Source organism: Gemmatimonadota bacterium (assembly GCA_009841265.1).
GTDB lineage: Bacteria > JAAXHH01 > JAAXHH01 > JAAXHH01 > JAAXHH01 > JAAXHH01.
Genome location: VXMB01000014.1, coordinates 660204 through 675775 on the forward strand (window position 1 = coordinate 660204; position 15572 = coordinate 675775).

13 protein-coding genes are annotated in these 15572 nt (G+C 63.2%); 10 read left to right on the top strand and 3 right to left on the bottom strand.

Annotation, left to right across the window (positions count from 1 at the left end):
- Window positions 1–46 precede the first annotated feature (46 nt).
- From F4X08_15485 to F4X08_15530, 10 genes are all read left to right on the top strand, one after another.
- Window positions 47–3517, top strand: coding sequence for a BamA/TamA family outer membrane protein (locus F4X08_15485; GenBank protein ID MYD27202.1), 3471 nt, complete (start codon window positions 47–49; stop codon window positions 3515–3517).
- A gap of 84 nt (window positions 3518–3601) precedes the next feature.
- Window positions 3602–4534, top strand: a complete 933-nt coding sequence (locus tag F4X08_15490; protein MYD27203.1) for a ferredoxin--NADP reductase — start codon at window positions 3602–3604, stop codon at window positions 4532–4534.
- Between the two features lie 61 nt (window positions 4535–4595).
- A complete protein-coding gene (locus F4X08_15495) occupies window positions 4596–5570 on the top strand; it encodes a zinc-binding dehydrogenase (protein ID MYD27204.1) in 975 nt (324 codons plus the stop codon).
- A gap of 110 nt (window positions 5571–5680) precedes the next feature.
- A complete protein-coding gene (locus tag F4X08_15500; protein ID MYD27205.1) occupies window positions 5681–6415 on the top strand; it encodes a Tol-Pal system subunit TolQ in 735 nt (244 codons plus the stop codon).
- Entirely contained in the window at window positions 6412–6831 is a 420-nt protein-coding gene (locus F4X08_15505) for a biopolymer transporter ExbD (protein ID MYD27206.1), read from the top strand. The genes F4X08_15500 and F4X08_15505 overlap by 4 nt, the downstream gene beginning before the upstream one ends.
- Window positions 6831–7454 (top strand): TonB C-terminal domain-containing protein, encoded by a 624-nt coding sequence (locus F4X08_15510; GenBank protein ID MYD27207.1) that lies wholly within the window; start codon window positions 6831–6833, stop codon window positions 7452–7454. Before F4X08_15505 ends, F4X08_15510 begins: the two co-directional genes overlap by 1 nt.
- A 47-nt stretch (window positions 7455–7501) precedes the next feature.
- Window positions 7502–8965, top strand: coding sequence for a hypothetical protein (locus tag F4X08_15515; GenBank protein MYD27208.1), 1464 nt, complete (start codon window positions 7502–7504; stop codon window positions 8963–8965).
- Window positions 8966–8987: 22 nt separating this feature from the next.
- Window positions 8988–9791, top strand: a complete 804-nt coding sequence (ybgF, locus tag F4X08_15520) for a tol-pal system protein YbgF (GenBank protein MYD27209.1) — start codon at window positions 8988–8990, stop codon at window positions 9789–9791.
- A 166-nt stretch (window positions 9792–9957) separates the two neighbouring features.
- The gene (gene pal, locus F4X08_15525; protein ID MYD27210.1) at window positions 9958–10599 is read left to right on the top strand and encodes a peptidoglycan-associated lipoprotein Pal; all 642 of its coding nucleotides are present in this window, start codon (window positions 9958–9960) and stop codon (window positions 10597–10599) included.
- Between the two features lie 267 nt (window positions 10600–10866).
- Complete coding sequence (locus tag F4X08_15530; protein ID MYD27211.1) at window positions 10867–11520, top strand: OmpA family protein; 654 nt, start codon at window positions 10867–10869, stop codon at window positions 11518–11520.
- Window positions 11521–11583: 63 nt separating this feature from the next.
- Here the strand turns inward: F4X08_15530 and F4X08_15535 are convergent, their stop codons facing one another.
- The 3 genes from F4X08_15535 to F4X08_15545 are packed head-to-tail and all read right to left on the bottom strand — an operon-like array spanning window position 11584 to window position 15571.
- Entirely contained in the window at window positions 11584–12654 is a 1071-nt protein-coding gene (locus F4X08_15535) for an amidohydrolase (protein MYD27212.1), read from the bottom strand.
- Window positions 12471–14390, bottom strand: a complete 1920-nt coding sequence (locus F4X08_15540; GenBank protein ID MYD27213.1) for an ATP-binding cassette domain-containing protein — start codon at window positions 14388–14390, stop codon at window positions 12471–12473. Before F4X08_15540 ends, F4X08_15535 begins: the two co-directional genes overlap by 184 nt.
- The gene (locus F4X08_15545) at window positions 14387–15571 is read right to left on the bottom strand and encodes a LarC family nickel insertion protein (GenBank protein MYD27214.1); all 1185 of its coding nucleotides are present in this window, start codon (window positions 15569–15571) and stop codon (window positions 14387–14389) included. Before F4X08_15545 ends, F4X08_15540 begins: the two co-directional genes overlap by 4 nt.
- Window position 15572 lies beyond the last annotated feature (1 nt).

Sequence of the window (15572 nt, forward strand, 5' to 3'; positions counted from 1 at the left end):
CGGGGTCCTGTCCAATATTGGCTTGACACGGAGTGCGGCCGACCGTATGATGTGTCCATCCTCAAGGAGACCGAAAATGCCACATCGGTTGCGGTATATACTGGCGATTCTGTGCCTGCTGGCCACGCCTGCGGACGCGCTCGCGCAGGGAGAATACTTCGGTCGGAACAAGGTCCAGTACCGCGACTTCAAGTGGGAAATCATCACCACGCCCCACTTCGAAATCTACTACTACCAGGGAGAGGAAGAGGCCGCCTACGATGCCGCCCGGATGGCGGAGCGTTCGTATAACCGCCTGAGCCGTATCCTGCAGCACCGGTTCAGCAACAAGATCCCGATCATCCTGTACGCCTCCCATACCGATTTCCAGCAGACCAACGTCCTGCCCGGCTTTATCAGCGAGGGCACCGGCGGCGTGACGGAGTTTAACAAGAACCGCATACTGCTGCCCTTCACGGGATCCTACGCGGAACTGGAACACGTACTCACCCACGAACTCGTTCACGCCTTCCAGGGAGACGTGATCTACGGCGCGGGCCCGGGGGTCTCCATCCTGAATCCCATGGCCTTCGTCGCCCCGCTGTGGTTCATGGAGGGCATGGCCGAATACCTGTCGCTCGGCCGCATCGACGCCTATACCCACATGTGGCTGCGCGACGCGGCGCTGCAGGGCTATCTGCCCCCGACCATCCCCGCCATGGACTACAGTTTCGGCGTCTACCGGTTCGGCCAGGCGCTGTTCGCCTACATCGGCGACCGGTATGGAGATCGGAAGATCGGCGAGATACTCCGCAAGACCGCCCGCATGCGGAACGTGAACGAAGCCTTCCGCTCGTCCATCGGCAAGGACATCGAAAGGCTGTCCGACGAGTGGAACGAGCATGTGCGCAAGACCTATCTGCCGCAGATCGAGGATTACGAAAAGCCGCAGGCCTTCGCCCGTCAGCTGACCGACGTCCGGGAATCCAGGGCGGGCCTGCATCTCGCCCCGGCGATTTCACCGCGGGGCGACAAGCTGGTCTTCATTTCCAACCGGAGCCTGTACAACGATATCTACCTGGCCTCCGCCATCAACGGCGAGATCATCTCCAAGTTGGTCGAAGGCGAGCGCTCGGCCGATTTCGAGTCCCTCCGGTTCTTTTCCACGTCCATTTCCTGGTCGCCCGATGAGCAGTACATCGCCTTCCCGGCCAAGGTGGGGGCGCGGGACGCCCTGTATATAATGGACGTCAGAAGGAAGAAGGTGATCCGGCGCATCAAGGTCAACCTCGACGGCGCCACGTCGCCGAGCTGGTCGCCGGACGGCAGCAAGCTGGTCTTCGTCGGGCTCCAGGGAGGGCAGTCCGACCTGTACGTGGTGGATGCCGAGGGCGGGAGCCTGAAGGCCCTTACCCGGGACCGGTACACGGACCGGGACCCCGTATGGTCGCCGGACGGCAGGACGATCGCCTTTTCCACGGACCGGGGCGTCGTGACCGATTTCCGAACGCTCACCTTCGGATACCAGCAGCTGGCGCTGTATGACCTGGAAACGGGAGAGGTCGAGAAGATCCCGGACCAGATCGGCAAGAGCATTTCACCGCAGTGGTCGGCGGACGGCAGCAAAATCGCGTTTATTTCCAATCGCACCGGCGTGTCCAACATATTCATCCGGGACATGGAGAACGGCGAGACCTACCAGATCACCAACGTACTGACCGGGGTGACCAATGTAACCGCCGCCGGTCCCGCCATCAGCTGGGCGCAGAAGTCGGACCGCCTGGTCTTCTCCGCCCTGTCCTGGGGGGGGTTCGACCTGTTTGCCATCAGCGACCCGGTGTCGTTGATGAAGGAACCTTACGACCACGAAAAGGCGGCGAAGCCCGGTGCGTCGCCCGATGCGCAGCAACTGGCGCCGCCCTTGAGAACCGAACCGCCGGAAGAAATCGCTTCCACGGACGTGGAAAGATCATTGGAAGAAACCGCTATCGGGGACGCGGAGGGTACTTCGCCGGCAGTGACGGAGGACGCCGCGCCATCCACTTCGCCGGACGCCTCATCCGAGGCGGGACAACCGGCCGGGAACCCGGAACGGGAAAAGGTGACCACGATCCAGACCGTGCTTACCGCGCCGCCGGACACGACGTCCGCCGCGGAGTCCGCTGAGGAGTCGGCCGCGCCCGGGGAGATGCCCGGATCGCCGACGGGTTCCGACCTCCTGGAGACGCCGCAGTTCCCGTTCGGGCCCATAGCCGGGGGCATCGGTCCTGCGGGCGAGTTGCCGGATACCACCGCGTGGACCGACGGTACGTTCACGAAAAGGAAATACTCCCCCAAATTCGGGCTGGACTACCTGGGGGGGAACGCCGGGTACTCCACGCACGTCGGACTCGTGGGCAGTTCCGTCCTTTCCTTCAGCGACATACTGAACAACCACAAGATACTCGTCGGTGCCAACGTTTTCGGATCCCTGACGGACGCGAACCTGCTGCTCCAGTACACCAATCTGACACGGCGCGTCAACTGGAGCGTGGCGGCATTCCAGTTCAGCTACGACCTGCTCCGCGGCTACCAGAGTCCCTGGGTTTCCCAGGTGACCACCCAGATCAACCGCGGCGTCCAGTTCTACCTGAGCCGTCCTTTCAGCAAGTTCAACCGGTTCGAACTGGGGGTCCAGGGCGTCAACCGATCCCGTGAACTGGTGGACGTCAGTTTCAATTACTTCGGCATCCGGCGGACCAGGCGGGGTAGCCTGGGAAGCGTCAACTTCATCCAGCCCACCGCCGCCCTGGTCACGGATCACACGCTGTACGGACCAACCGGCCCGATCGCCGGCGCCCGTGGCCGCGTCGAAGTGACGCCGACTTTCGGCGAGTTGCAGTTCACGCGGGTCTTCGTCGACTACCGCGCCTACTACAACGTCCTGCAGCGTTACGCCTTCGCCTTCCGCCTGTACGGACTGAGCAGCGACGGGCGGGACCAGGAACTGTATCCATTCGGCGGTCCTTTCAACTTCCGCGGGGCGGACTACTGGTCCGTCTGGGGGAGCAAGGTCGCGCTGGTCAACGCCGAGTTCCGGTTCCCCCTGATCGAGGTCCTCGCCTTCGGCTGGCCGCTGCCGCTGGCCTTTCAGCAGATCCGCGGTTCGTTGTTCGTGGACGCGGGCGCCACCTGGGACCAGACCACCAGTTCCACTCAGGCCAACCAGTATGCCGGCTATCCCAACGTGGGCCAATTCGTCGACGGCGGCCTGGTGCGGGACAACGGCCTGGGGCCGCGCACGATGGAAGAGCTGTCGGGCGGGCCGCTCGCGGTGGCCTACGGCATCGGCATGCGCTCGCGTGTCGGCTTCCTGATCCTGAAGTTCGATATCGCCCGACAATTCGACCTGGGAAGACGGCCTGCATGGTACAACAACGAAAACCTGGCCAATGTTCCCCGTGGGCTTGAGTCCGAGTTCCCGGGCACGCGTTCGTACCGGCTGAGGCATGCGCTGAACGACACCCAGTTCTTCTTTACGATAGGAGCCGATTTCTAGGACGCTCCTCGCGTACCGGCCGGCCGGCCGGTTTATCCCTCGTTGGTTCACCTTTGACTGAACGTGGAGATACGGCAGGTATACATGCATACGTCAGAAGAGATCACGGCCTTAAGGGAGCAACACTATAACGCCACGTTGACCGAAATCCAGGAACTGAACCCCGAACTTTGGATCATCCGGGTGAAACCGGACGAAGAACTTCCGCCGTACAAGCCCGGACAGTACACCACGCTCGGCCTGGGCGACTGGGAACCCACCAACGATCCCGAACATAACGAAGACGTTAACGAGAACCTCAAGACTAAGCTCGTCCGCCGCGCCTACTCCATGTCATTTCCCATGTACGAGGACGATCCCCGCCAATTGATGGATCCGGCGGACATGGACTACTACGAGTTCTACATCACGCTCGTGGCCCGCGACGGCGAGGAAGGCCAGGACCCCTCCCTCACGCCGAGGCTGTGGATGCTGAAGGAAGGCGACCGCCTCTGGATGGGTCCGAAGGTGACCGGCCATTACACCCTTGAACACGTTGGTCCGGACGACCAGGTCATCTTCGCCGCGACCGGCACCGGCGAGGCGCCCCACAACTGCATGATCGCCGAACTGATGCGCAACGGCCACGGACCGGAGATCATTTCGGTGGTGTGCGTGCGATACGCCCGGGACCTGGGTTACCAATCCACCAACGAACGCCTGGAACACCTGCATCCAAACTACCATTACATCACGCTGACCACCCGGGAAGCCCACAACCTCAACCGCAAGGTGTATATACAGGATCTGGTAAGGACCGGGGAAATGGAGGAGCAGACCGGTATCGTCCTGGATCCTGTAAGGACCCACGTGTACATCTGCGGAAACCCCGACATGATCGGCGTGCCCAACTATACCAGGGAGGGCGACAAGTCGTACCCCTCGCCCACCGGGATGGTGGAGCTACTCGAATCCCGTGGATTCAAGGCGGATCATCGCAGGGACAAGGGCAACATTCACTTCGAAGAATACTGGTAGTCCACGGTCCGGTCCGCCGGGGCCGGAGGCAGGTCGCATCCTGAATGACGAAGAGGCCGCCATGCAAACACTGACGCTGGATACGGAAGGCAATCCCGAGGTATCCAGCGGGCCCGTGCCGGCCTGCAACGACGAGGACGTACTGGTCAAGGTCCGGGCATGCGTGCTGTCGCGCCGGAGTGCCGCAAATAACGGCGCCGATCCGCCATCAACCGCCAACGGCGCCCACGGGGCCATCAGCCGGAGCTTCACGGGCGTCATCGAGTCCACCGGCCGGCGTGTGGATTCGCCTAGACGGCGCGTTGATTCGCTCGGCCGGGGCGACCGGGTCGTTGCCTGCCTTACCGATGGCGGCTTTTCGGAATACCGCAGCGTGCCTGCGAGCCAGGCCGTAAAGTTGCCGCACGGCGTCAGTTACGAAGAAGGCGCCATCGCCGGCCTGATGCCGACGGTACTCAAGGGCATGGAACGGGCCGACGTGAAGGGCAGCACCGTTTTCGTCTGCGGCCTGGGGACCACCGGGTTGCTGGGAACGCAGGTGGCGTCCATATCGGGCGCCGCGGCCGTGATCGCGTCGGACCTGCACGCGAAGCGCCTGCAGCGGGCGGCGGATACCGGCGCGGACACCCTGATCAATGCCTCTACGGAGGACGTCCATCGCCGTGTCATGGACCGGACCGGCGGCCAGGGTGTGGACGTCTGCCTCGAATGCGCCGGCAGCGGGGCATCCTTTTCCCAGTGCGCAGCGGTATTGCGGCCGGGCGGAAAGCTCGTCGTCCTGAAAGCCGATTCCCACTCCGTATCCATCGACATGCGGGAATGGTCGGAGCGGTCCCTGCAGCTGATCATGGGACACGAACAGCCCTTCGAAACCCCCTACCTGGTGGACCGGGGGCTGAAACTCGTGGGCATCGGCGCCGTCAAGCTGCGTCCCCTGCTGACCCACGTATTCCCCGCCCATCGCGCCGCCGAAGCCCTTGAACTGATCGACGGCCACCCTGACCTGGCCGTCGAAGTCGCGCTGATATGGGGGTAGGGATCGACAGGACCAGCGTCCTGTAGTGCTTGACACGTACGCATCCGTGTTCCAATTTTCAAGCCGCCGGTAAGGGGCCATGGGAACTGTCGAAAGGACCTGAACGCACTTTGTCATCCGAAATCAGTATCCTGAATCTGATTCTGGATTCGGGCGCCGTCGCCAAGACCGTCATTGTCGTTCTCCTGATGTTCTCCATCGTTACATGGGCGATCATGGCGGAGCGCTGGCGGTACTTTCGCCGGGCCCAGGCGCAGTCGGGGGAATTCCTCGCGTTCTTCCGGTCGGAGCGCAATTACAGACAGGTATACACCGCCGCCTCGAAGTTGCCGTTCAGTCCTGCTGCCGCGGTGTATCGCGAGGTCTACGAGAAGTACGCGCCGGCGTTTCCGCTTCCGGCCGCCGACGCGGGCCAGGCGGACCAGGCGGGCTCAGAGGTCCAGGCGGACCGGCCGAAGGAAGCCGGCCAGGACCTGGTGGAATCCGTCTATCGCGACCTGCGGCTGGCCGCTCACCGGGAACTGGCCCGGTTCGAACAACGGCTTCCCCTTCTGGCCACCGCCGGAAGCGTGTGCCCCTTTCTCGGCCTGTTCGGTACGGTGTGGGGCGTCATGACCGCCTTTCTGGACATCAGCACCCAGGGCTCCACCAACATCGTGGTCGTGGCGCCCGGGATCGCGGAAGCCCTGATTACGACGATCGCGGGCCTGGCCGTGGCGATCCCGGCCATGGTGGCGTACAATTACTTCGTGCAGCGGTCGCGGGTGCTGGGCCTGGAACTCGAGGACCTGGCCACCGCGGTCCTGAACATCCTCCAGTTGCGGACCATCGCGGGTAGGCCATGAATTCCTTCGATTTCAATAGCGCGGGTTCGCCCCGCGTCCTTTCGGAAATCAGGGTCACGGCGCTAGTCGACGTCATGACCGTGCTCCTGATCATCTTCATGATCACCACGCCGATGATCCAGAGCGGCGTTCAGGTGGATCTGCCCAGGGCGAGCGCGGCCGCGCCGGATCTCGGCGAGGGCCTCGTCATCACGATAACGAGCGAAGGGTCGCTCTACCTCGAAGACCGGCTGCTTTCGATCGCCCAGTTCGACGGGGTGTTCGGGGAGATCTTCGAGGATCAGCAGGACAAGCCGGTGTTTATCCGCGGAGACGAACAGGTGCCCTACGGCGCCGTCATTGGCGTGCTGGATAAACTCAAGCAGCACGGCGTAACGCAGATTGGCCTTGCGACCAGTCTGAGGCCTTCACGATAATGGCACGCATGATCTGGGCTTCCGGATTCCTGCATATCGCGGTGATCGCCGGGCTGATCGGTTTGAATACCTGGTTGCCCGCGCCGGCGTCGTCGCTGGACCAGCAGGTCTACCGGGTCGATCTCGTAACGCTGAACGAGCGTTCGCCGGTCCAACGTCCGCCCGCGGTCGACGAGGCGTACGAAGTCGTCTCGAAGAAGGAGGCCGCCGCGCCGCAGGAGGAGGCGGCCCTGGCGCTGGAACGGACGCCGCGCCTGGTCTCCGAAGAACCGGACCCCGCACCGGAAGCGCCGCAGACCTTCGAGACCGATTCCCCGGAAATCCGCCTGGACGAGCGGAACTTCGAGTACCCGTACTACCTGGGCATGATGCAGCGGAAGATCCAGCAGCATTTCACCGTGCCCAGGATGCTCGGCGTAACCCAGCTCGAGACGGTCATCTATTTCCGCGTGGTACGGTCCGGCCGGATTACCGGCGTCGTCATGGAGCGTTCGTCTTCCAACGCGGTCTTCGACCTGGCGGCGCAACGGGCGCTGAACGCGGCCGATCCGCTGCCGCCGCTTCCGGAAGGTTACCGAAAGTCCTACCTGGGCGTGCATTTCGCCTTCCAGTACGCGTTGTGAAGCTGCAATGAACGCGTTATGAAGCATCATCGAACGCTCGGGGTGCTATGCCCGTTAACATGAATGGAATACTGTACGGAAGGCTTGAAATGAGAAAACAGCGGAGTGCCTGGACGTCGAGGATCCTGCTGGCGGCCTGCGTCCTGTCCCTGCTCGGTGCTCGGTCCGCGTCGGGCCAGGACGAGGTCAATCTCAGCGTGCAGGCCCGCGTTTCCCCCCGCATCCCGATCGCCTTCAAGCCCTTTGTCCCCCGGGACGGAGCGGCCTTCGACGCCGCCGTGCAGGACACCGTCAACCAGGTGCTGATGCGCGACCTGTCGTTCTCTGGCGTATTCGCCGTGCGGGACCTTTCCATACCGGCCCGGGTCGGAACGGACGATGGCGCTCCGGTGCTGACGGACAGCGCCGGCGACACCACCTACGTATTCCTTGATACCGCCGGAGAGGTGGACCTCGAGTTGCTGCGCAAGCTGTCCGTGCAGGTCATGGTGTCGGGAACGTATGAAGTCTCGGGATCCAGGGTGGAGATATCCGTTCGGCTTACCGACCTGGGCACCCGGCGGACGATCATGGAAAAGGGGTACGCCGCCTTCGACCTGACCCTGAGGCGGATCGTGCATCTCATGGCCGACGATATCGTGTTCCAGCTGACCGGGGACCGGGGCACCGCCCAGACCCGCGTCGTCTTCATATCCCAGCGCAGCGGCGCCCCGGAACTGTATATCTCGGACTACGACGGTTTCAACGTGCGCCAGCTGACCCGGGACGGCGCACGGAAATACTCGCCGAACTGGTCGCCGGACGGTACCAGGATTGCCTACACCTCCTACCGGGACGGCCCCCACGAACTGTATATCCTCGACCTGCAGAGCGGGGAGACCGGCAAGGTCCCGTTCAGGGGGAGAACGGTGCTTTCACCGCGCTGGTCGCCGGACGGCCGCCACCTGATCCTGAGCCTGGTCACGGAGGGGGTTTCCAGGCTGTACATCAGCACGCTGGACGGGAGCCGCCTGGTACCGCTGGCGACCGGTTACGGGATCAACGTTTCACCGTCCTGGTCACCGCGGGGCGACCAGTTGGTCTACATGTCGGACCGATTGACACAGAAGCACCTGTATGTTATAAATATAGATGGCTCGAACGATCATCGCATCACCTTCGAGGGCGGTTACAACGGATCGCCGGCGTGGGCGCCCCGGGGCGACCGCATCGCCTTCGTGGGCGGTGATCTGGCACAGGGGAGGCGGGGAGGACCCCGGCGGGTCTTCAATATCTACACGTGTGACGTCAACGGCAGCAACCTGGTGAAACTCACGGGCGTCCGCGGGCCGGAAGGAGACAATGTGAACCCGACCTGGTCCCCGGACGGACTGCATATTCTCTTCAGTTCGGACCGTGCCCGCAGCGGTGTGTACCAAATATACCGGATGTCCTGGAACGGACGCGACGTCCATCCCGTCATCACGGACGGCAACAACCGGCAACCCAGCTGGGGTCCCAGGCCCGAATGAAATCGAAGCGGATCGAGCGTAAATGAACGAAAGGTTCCTGAAACCCCTCGGTCGGTGCATGCTGCCGGCGTTCTTCGTCCTGATCGTTACCGGCGCATGCGGCGTCCAGTCCGACCTGACCAACCTGAAGAACGACACGACATATCTGCGGGCCCAGATGCAGGTCATGCGCGAGGAGGTCGCCCTTCAGGAAGACATAGACTCCCTGAAAGTGCAGATCGTGCGGCTGGAAGCCCTCTTGCGGAACCAGATGGACGAGTTGCTGCGCATGCGGGCGGACATGGGGCAGCGGGTCGGCGCGCTCGAAAGCCGGTTGCAGGTCCTTACCACGCGCATCACGGAAAGCGACCGCCAATTTTCTGCCCTGGTGCGCAGGCTGGAGAGCCTTCAGATCCAGCTGAGCGCGCCGGCAAGACCGGATACTTCCGCGGCACAAACCACGTCCTTCGATCCGGGCGAACTGTACGACCTGGCGCTGAGAGATTACCAGCGAGGCAACTACGACGTGGCGGTCCGGCAGTTTACCCAGTACATCGAGTACTTCCCGGATTCGGACCTGGCCGACGACGCGCGGTTCTATATCGGCGACTGCTACTATACCCAGAGTCTGTACACCCAGGCGCTCGACGCCTACGAGATGCTGTTGGACGCGTATCCGGACAGTAACAAGGTGCCGGCCGTCCTGTTGAAAATTGCCTTCATCAAGGTGGCCCGGAAGGAACCGTCCGAGGCGCGGTCCTACCTGGAACGGGTAATCGGTGAATTCCCCGATGCGGAGGAGGCCCAGCTCGCGAGGATGAGACTGGATCTGATGCCGGAAGACTGAGAAGGACGGACTTTTTGCTTTACTTTCGCAACCAAATGGGGATTTTAAGTGTGGATGTGCCGGTTTGATCCGCGCATCGAAAAAACACGGTGAAGTCGAACATGTGTCCATATACCTGTCAATCAGTGATGGATGAGTAACGCACCCATGTGAAAGGAGTGCTGTAATGAAAAGATGGCGTAGCACGTATTCGATCCTGGCGCTCTGTGTGATGGTCGCCGCTCCCGCGTGGATGGGTGCCGCCTGTGCCAGGGGCCCGTCCGCGGAGGAACTGGCCGCAATGGAAGCCGCGCGTCAACAGGCCATAGCGGATTCACTCAGAGCGGTACGCGCTGAAGAAGAAGCCCGTCTCGCGGCCGAGGAAGAAGCCCGGCGCCTGGCCGAGGAAGAAGCCCGTCTCGCGGCCGAGGAAGCTGCCCGTCTCGCGGCGGAAGAGGAAGCCCGCAGGGCTGCCGAAGCCCGGCACCAGGAGATGATGTCCCTGTCCACCATCTACTTCGATTACGACATGTCGAACATCCGGGAAGACCAGCGTTCGGCCCTGGACGAGAACGCCCGCAAGCTGCGGGAGTACCAGCCCGAAGACATGGTGGTGGTCGAAGGCCACTGCGATGAACGGGGTACGATCGAATACAACCTGGCACTGGGCGAGCAGCGTGCCCAGGCGGTCAAGACGTACCTCACGGATGCCGGTGTGGCGGACGGCCGCATCGAGACCGTCAGTTTCGGTGAAGAGCAGCCGGCGGTCATGGGTGGCGACGAAAGCGCCTGGTCGCAGAACCGGCGCGCCGAGTTGAAGCGCCAGTAAGCGTTACAGGTATCACCCGTACCGTAACAGGACTGGGGCGGCCGTATGGTCGCCCCTTTTTCGTCTGTATCCGGGAAAAGGGTTCCCGTTTTCACAAGTCACGTGAATGCAAGGGATAGGCCGGCGTATTGTAAAAAAACATTGAAAAATGAAGCAGAAATGCATATACTTTGCCGCTCAGGATGAAACAGATGTTAAGCGGAAAAGGGCCAGACCTTCCGGATCAATACTGGATTAAAACACCAACTTATGGGAAAGGAGTTCCGCATGAAGCGATGGAGCAATACGGCATCGGTCCTGGCGCTCTGTGTGCTGGTCGCCGCTCCCGTGTGGATGGGCGCCTGCTGCGCCGTTACCCGGGGACCTTCCGCGGAGGAACTGGCCGCGATGGAGGCGGCGCGTCAACAGGCGATCGCGGATTCGATCAGGGCGGTACAGGCTGAAGAGGAAGCCCGCCTGGCGGCCGAGGCCGAAGCCCGGCGCATAGCCGAAGAGGAAGCCCGTCTGGCGGCCGAGGAAGAAGCCCGGCGCATGGCCGAAGAGGAAGCCCGCAGGGCGGCCGAGGCCGAGGCTCTGCACCAGGAGATGATGTCCCTGGCCACTATCTACTTCGACTATGACCGGTCGGACGTCCGGGAGGACCAGCGTTCAGTCCTGGATGAAAACGCCCGCAAGCTGCGGGAGTACCAGCCCGAAGACCGGGTGGTGGTCGAAGGCCATACCGATGAACGGGGCACGATCGAATACAACCTGGCGCTGGGTGAACGGCGCGCCGAGGCGATCAAGGCATACCTCGTGGATGCCGGCGTGGCGGAAGACCGCATCGAGACAGTCAGTTACGGTGAAGAGCGGCAGTCGGTCATGGGCAGCGACGAAAGCGCCCTGGCGCAGAACCGGCGCGTGGAGCTGAAGCGCCAGTAGGTTACCCCGCATCACCCGTACCGTTTCAGGACAGGGGCGGCCATTCAGGTCGCCCCTGTTTTTTTATGGCTCCCCGAGAAATGGTTTCCAGTTTTCATAGATCATGTTGTGGATGGCCTCTTCCGGAAATACGGGCAGGAACGTATTCCGTACAACGTCGTTCACCTTCCACTGGCCGGCTATGACCTGCGCCGGCGTGGCGGAGGGAAAGTCGGAACCGAAGATCAGCTTGTGCTCCACGCCGTACTCCAGGGCGGACATGAAGGCCATGTAATGGCGAAGCGGGCGGTAGTGCAGGGCCGATATGTCCGCGTAGAGATTCGGATGCTTCCGGATCAGCACCACGCATTCGTCCTCCCACGGGTGCCCCATGTGAGCGATCATCATCCGCAAGTCCGGACAGGCCACCGCGATGTCCTCCAGTTGGATCGGATTGGCCCACTTGAGCGGACCCGGCCGCACGAAGGAAGTGCCCTGGTGCCAGATCACGGGGATATCCAGCGCTTCCGCCTTCTTGAACAGGGGAAGATGGGCCGGGTCCTGCGGATCGAAGTGCTGGTAGATCGGCGCGACCTTCAGTCCGCGCAGACCGAGCACTTCGACGTTGTATTCGAGTTGTTCGACGGCGTCCTCGTCGTTCGGATCGACGGAACACCATCCGATGAACCGATCCGCGTGTTCCGCCACGAAGCCGGCGACGAGCTCCTGGGGCACGTCCACCCCGCAGTAGGGCGCCTTCAGCCCGAACACCACCACCCTGTCGCAGTCTTTGGTCGCCTTCAGCAGCGTTTCGGGCGTGGAATCGAAGGCATTCCTGTACTGGTCCTCGTGGCCGGCGTAGTACACGTCCTCGGACAGCCGCATCTTGGCCTTCTTGGCGGCGTAGGCGAATTCCACGAACTCATCGGACATATGATCAGGGTACCACATCAGGTTGGTATGGATGTCGACTAGCATGGATGGCTTTCCCCTGGGCTGGCGTGATGGTCGTCGAATACGCACACACGGATCATGTCCGCGGCTTCTTCCAGATCGAAACAGGCGGGATCGACGGGGATCCCGGCTTCGCAGGCGGCGGTCAACAGGTCGCACAGACCGGGCCGTCCGGACCGTGCGTCGCCGCGTTCGACCCATCCTGGCCGCCCGGACCGTACTGGCTGTCCTTTCCGTCCCCGCGGCCGCACGTCGACGCCGTCCGCCCGGCCGAACAGGCGGACCGGCGTGGTATCCACCGCGATGCCGCCGTTCTCCATGACCAGGATCCGGTCAGCCAGGCGGGAGATCAGGTCCATGTCATGGGTGATCAGGAAAAGGGTCGTCCCCTTCGCCTTGCAGGTCCTGAAAATCGCCTCGACCTGGCGTACGCTTTGCGAATCGAGTCCGGACGTGGGCTCGTCGAGCGCGAGGACGGAAGGATCCATGGCCAGGATCCCGGCGATCGCGGCCCGGCGTTTTTCCCCGCCGCTCAGGGACAGGGGATGCCGGTGTGAGAACCGGCCGGGATCCAGGCCGACCCGCTCGAGCGCCCCGTTGACCATGCCCGGGATTTCCGATGCCGTAACACCCGTTTGCCGGGGACCGAAGGCCACGTCGTCGAACACGGTTTCCTCGAACAACTGCGCCTCGGGAAACTGGAAGACCAGTCCCACTCTTTGACGCAGATTCCGCAGGTCGGTCTCCGGGGACGATACATCCTCCCCCTCGACCCGAACCGTACCCGAATCCGCCTTCAGCAGGCGGTTGAGGTGCTGAATCATCGTGGACTTTCCCGATCCGTTCGGCCCGGTCAGCGCGACGCACTCCCCGGGGAACACCCGGGTGGTCACATCGCGCAGCGCGGGGATCTCCAGGGAAGTGCCGGGGGAGTAGGTATGGCACACCCGGTCGAAAGCGATGATGGGCGGCGTGGTTGGTGACAGGGCGGGTTTCGCATTCGGCGCCGACGACACCGAACGGATATCGGACGGCGGCGTGACGTCCTGCCGGCGGCCCGGCGGCGCATCGAGCGCCTTGAGCGACTCGGATGCCCGGGGCGACTCGTTTATCCTGCCGGCCAGCCACTGAACCAGGGGCTTCGGTTGGACGATGCCGGCCGGCACCGCGACGCCGCGCGTGCGCAGGGCATCCGCCAGCCGTTTGGCCAGCGGCACGTCGAGCCCGTGCGCCGCAAGCCGGCTCGATTCCCGGTATACCTCCTCCGGTGTTCCCTCGGCGGCGATGTCCCCGTCCACCACTAGCGCGATGCGGTCCATCCGGACGGCTTCCTCCGGCGACTGCGTTATGAAGACAACGCTCAGCCGGTATTCCTCCACGATCGACAGGAGCAGGTCGAGTATGTCCCGCCGGTCGCCCGGGTCCAGCGACGAGGTGGGCTCGTCGCAGATGAGGTAACGGGGACGCATGGACGCCACGGCGGCGATGGCCAGGCGCTGCTTTTCGCCGCCGGACAACCTGTGGGGAGGATATTGTCGGTACTTTTCCAGGTTGAATCGGCTAAGGGTCCACGTGACGCGGTCGTGGATCTCCGGGGAAGGCAGGCCGAGGTTTTCCAGGCCGAAGGCCACTTCCCGTTCCACCGTGGTGGAGACCAGCTGGTTGTCCGGGTTCTGGAAGATCATGCCGGCCCGTTGATGGACCGGCCACTTGTTCTCCGGATCCGCCGTGTCCAGGCCGTCCACAAGGATCCGGCCGGACCGGGGCACGATCAATCCGTTCAGGCAACGGGCGAGCGTGCTCTTGCCCGAACCGTTGGGTCCGATCACGGCCAGACTTCCTGAATCGCCGATCTCCAGGGACAGGCCCCTTAGCGTCGGGACCTCGTTCCCCGACGGGATATGGTAGCTGAAGGATACATCTTCGGCGACGATCACGGCAGGTCGTCCAGATCCATACGGCCGGCGGCCTCGTGGACGGCCGCGTACACCTCGGCGAGGGGGATCCCCGCTTTCAGCGCGGCCTGACGACAGTCCTCGTATTCGGGGGTGTAACGCGTGGCGTTGCCCTGCCGAACGACTTTAATCCGGATCGCGCCGAATGGGGTCTCCGTCCTGGCCTCGCGACGGGGCAGCACGCTTCGGGTGACGGGGTAGCTTCTGAGGCCGATGGTTGTCGTTTCCTTGAAAATGAGCTCGGTCAGCTGGCCGGCCAGGGCGGTGGGCGCCAGCACGGTGAGCAGCACGCCCGGCCTGCTCTTCTTCATGATCACGGGCGTGAGAAAGGCGTCCAGCGCGCCGGCGTCGAGCAGCAGGTCCAGAACATGGCCGTAGAACTGCGGATTCATATCGTCGATCTGCGTTTCCAGGACCTGCACGGATTCACAGTCGCCGACCTGGGTGATACCCCCCGTGTGGGCGACTTCCCCCAGACACAGCCGAACCAGGTTTCCATCACCACGGTCGGCGTCGTTGCCCCCACAGCCCACCGACCGCAGCGTAAATTCAAACCCGTGCATCGATCCCGCGGAAAGCGCGGTCAGAACGGCGTAACCCGCCAGGTCGACGGGGGCGCGGTCGACAGGGGCGCGGTCGACGGGCCGCACGGTTGCACCCCGCATCAGTGCGGCGAGCAGGGGAGGCGTGGCATCGATGCCCGCGGCGAAGGGCAGCGCCTCGTGGTAGAGGGCATTGATCTCGAGAAGATGCAGTGCGTTGCAGAGGATGAGGATGCGCAATGCCGTGTGGCGGCCGCCCAGTGCTTCGACCGACGGCGCGTGGTCCTGTGCGTGGTCCTGTGCCCCCCAGAGTTCACTCGCGTTCTGCTCGAGGTGGTCGATCACTCTGGCGAGGAGCGCGCCGGCCGGCGTGTCCGCTCGCCCATCCGGGATGGTCCGAAAGGATTCCGGTACGGACGCCTTGACGCAGGACAGGGAGGCGTACGTCACCTGTGTCCCTTCGACCCGCTCTTTGGTGACGTTGATCTCGCAGTCCACGCCATGGTGGCGTTTCAAGGCCGCTGCGATCTCCTCGCGGTCCGAACCCGCGTCGATCAGCGCCCCGAGCAGCATGTCCGCCGTAAAGCCGGATAACTGGTCGAAATAACCCGCCACCGCCATG

Coding starts and splice junctions, on each gene's coding strand:
- F4X08_15485 (MYD27202.1), top strand. CDS start 47: ATGATGTGTCCATCCTCAAGGAGACCGAAAATGCCACATCGGTTGCGG.
- F4X08_15490 (MYD27203.1), top strand. CDS start 3,602: ATGCATACGTCAGAAGAGATCACGGCCTTAAGGGAGCAACACTATAAC.
- F4X08_15495 (MYD27204.1), top strand. CDS start 4,596: ATGCAAACACTGACGCTGGATACGGAAGGCAATCCCGAGGTATCCAGC.
- F4X08_15505 (MYD27206.1), top strand. CDS start 6,412: ATGAATTCCTTCGATTTCAATAGCGCGGGTTCGCCCCGCGTCCTTTCG.
- F4X08_15510 (MYD27207.1), top strand. CDS start 6,831: ATGGCACGCATGATCTGGGCTTCCGGATTCCTGCATATCGCGGTGATC.
- F4X08_15515 (MYD27208.1), top strand. CDS start 7,502: ATGCCCGTTAACATGAATGGAATACTGTACGGAAGGCTTGAAATGAGA.
- ybgF (MYD27209.1), top strand. CDS start 8,988: ATGAACGAAAGGTTCCTGAAACCCCTCGGTCGGTGCATGCTGCCGGCG.
- pal (MYD27210.1), top strand. CDS start 9,958: ATGAAAAGATGGCGTAGCACGTATTCGATCCTGGCGCTCTGTGTGATG.
- F4X08_15530 (MYD27211.1), top strand. CDS start 10,867: ATGAAGCGATGGAGCAATACGGCATCGGTCCTGGCGCTCTGTGTGCTG.
- F4X08_15535 (MYD27212.1), bottom strand. CDS start 12,654: ATGGGTCGAACGCGGCGACGCACGGTCCGGACGGCCCGGTCTGTGCGA.
- F4X08_15545 (MYD27214.1), bottom strand. CDS start 15,571: ATGGCGGTGGCGGGTTATTTCGACCAGTTATCCGGCTTTACGGCGGAC.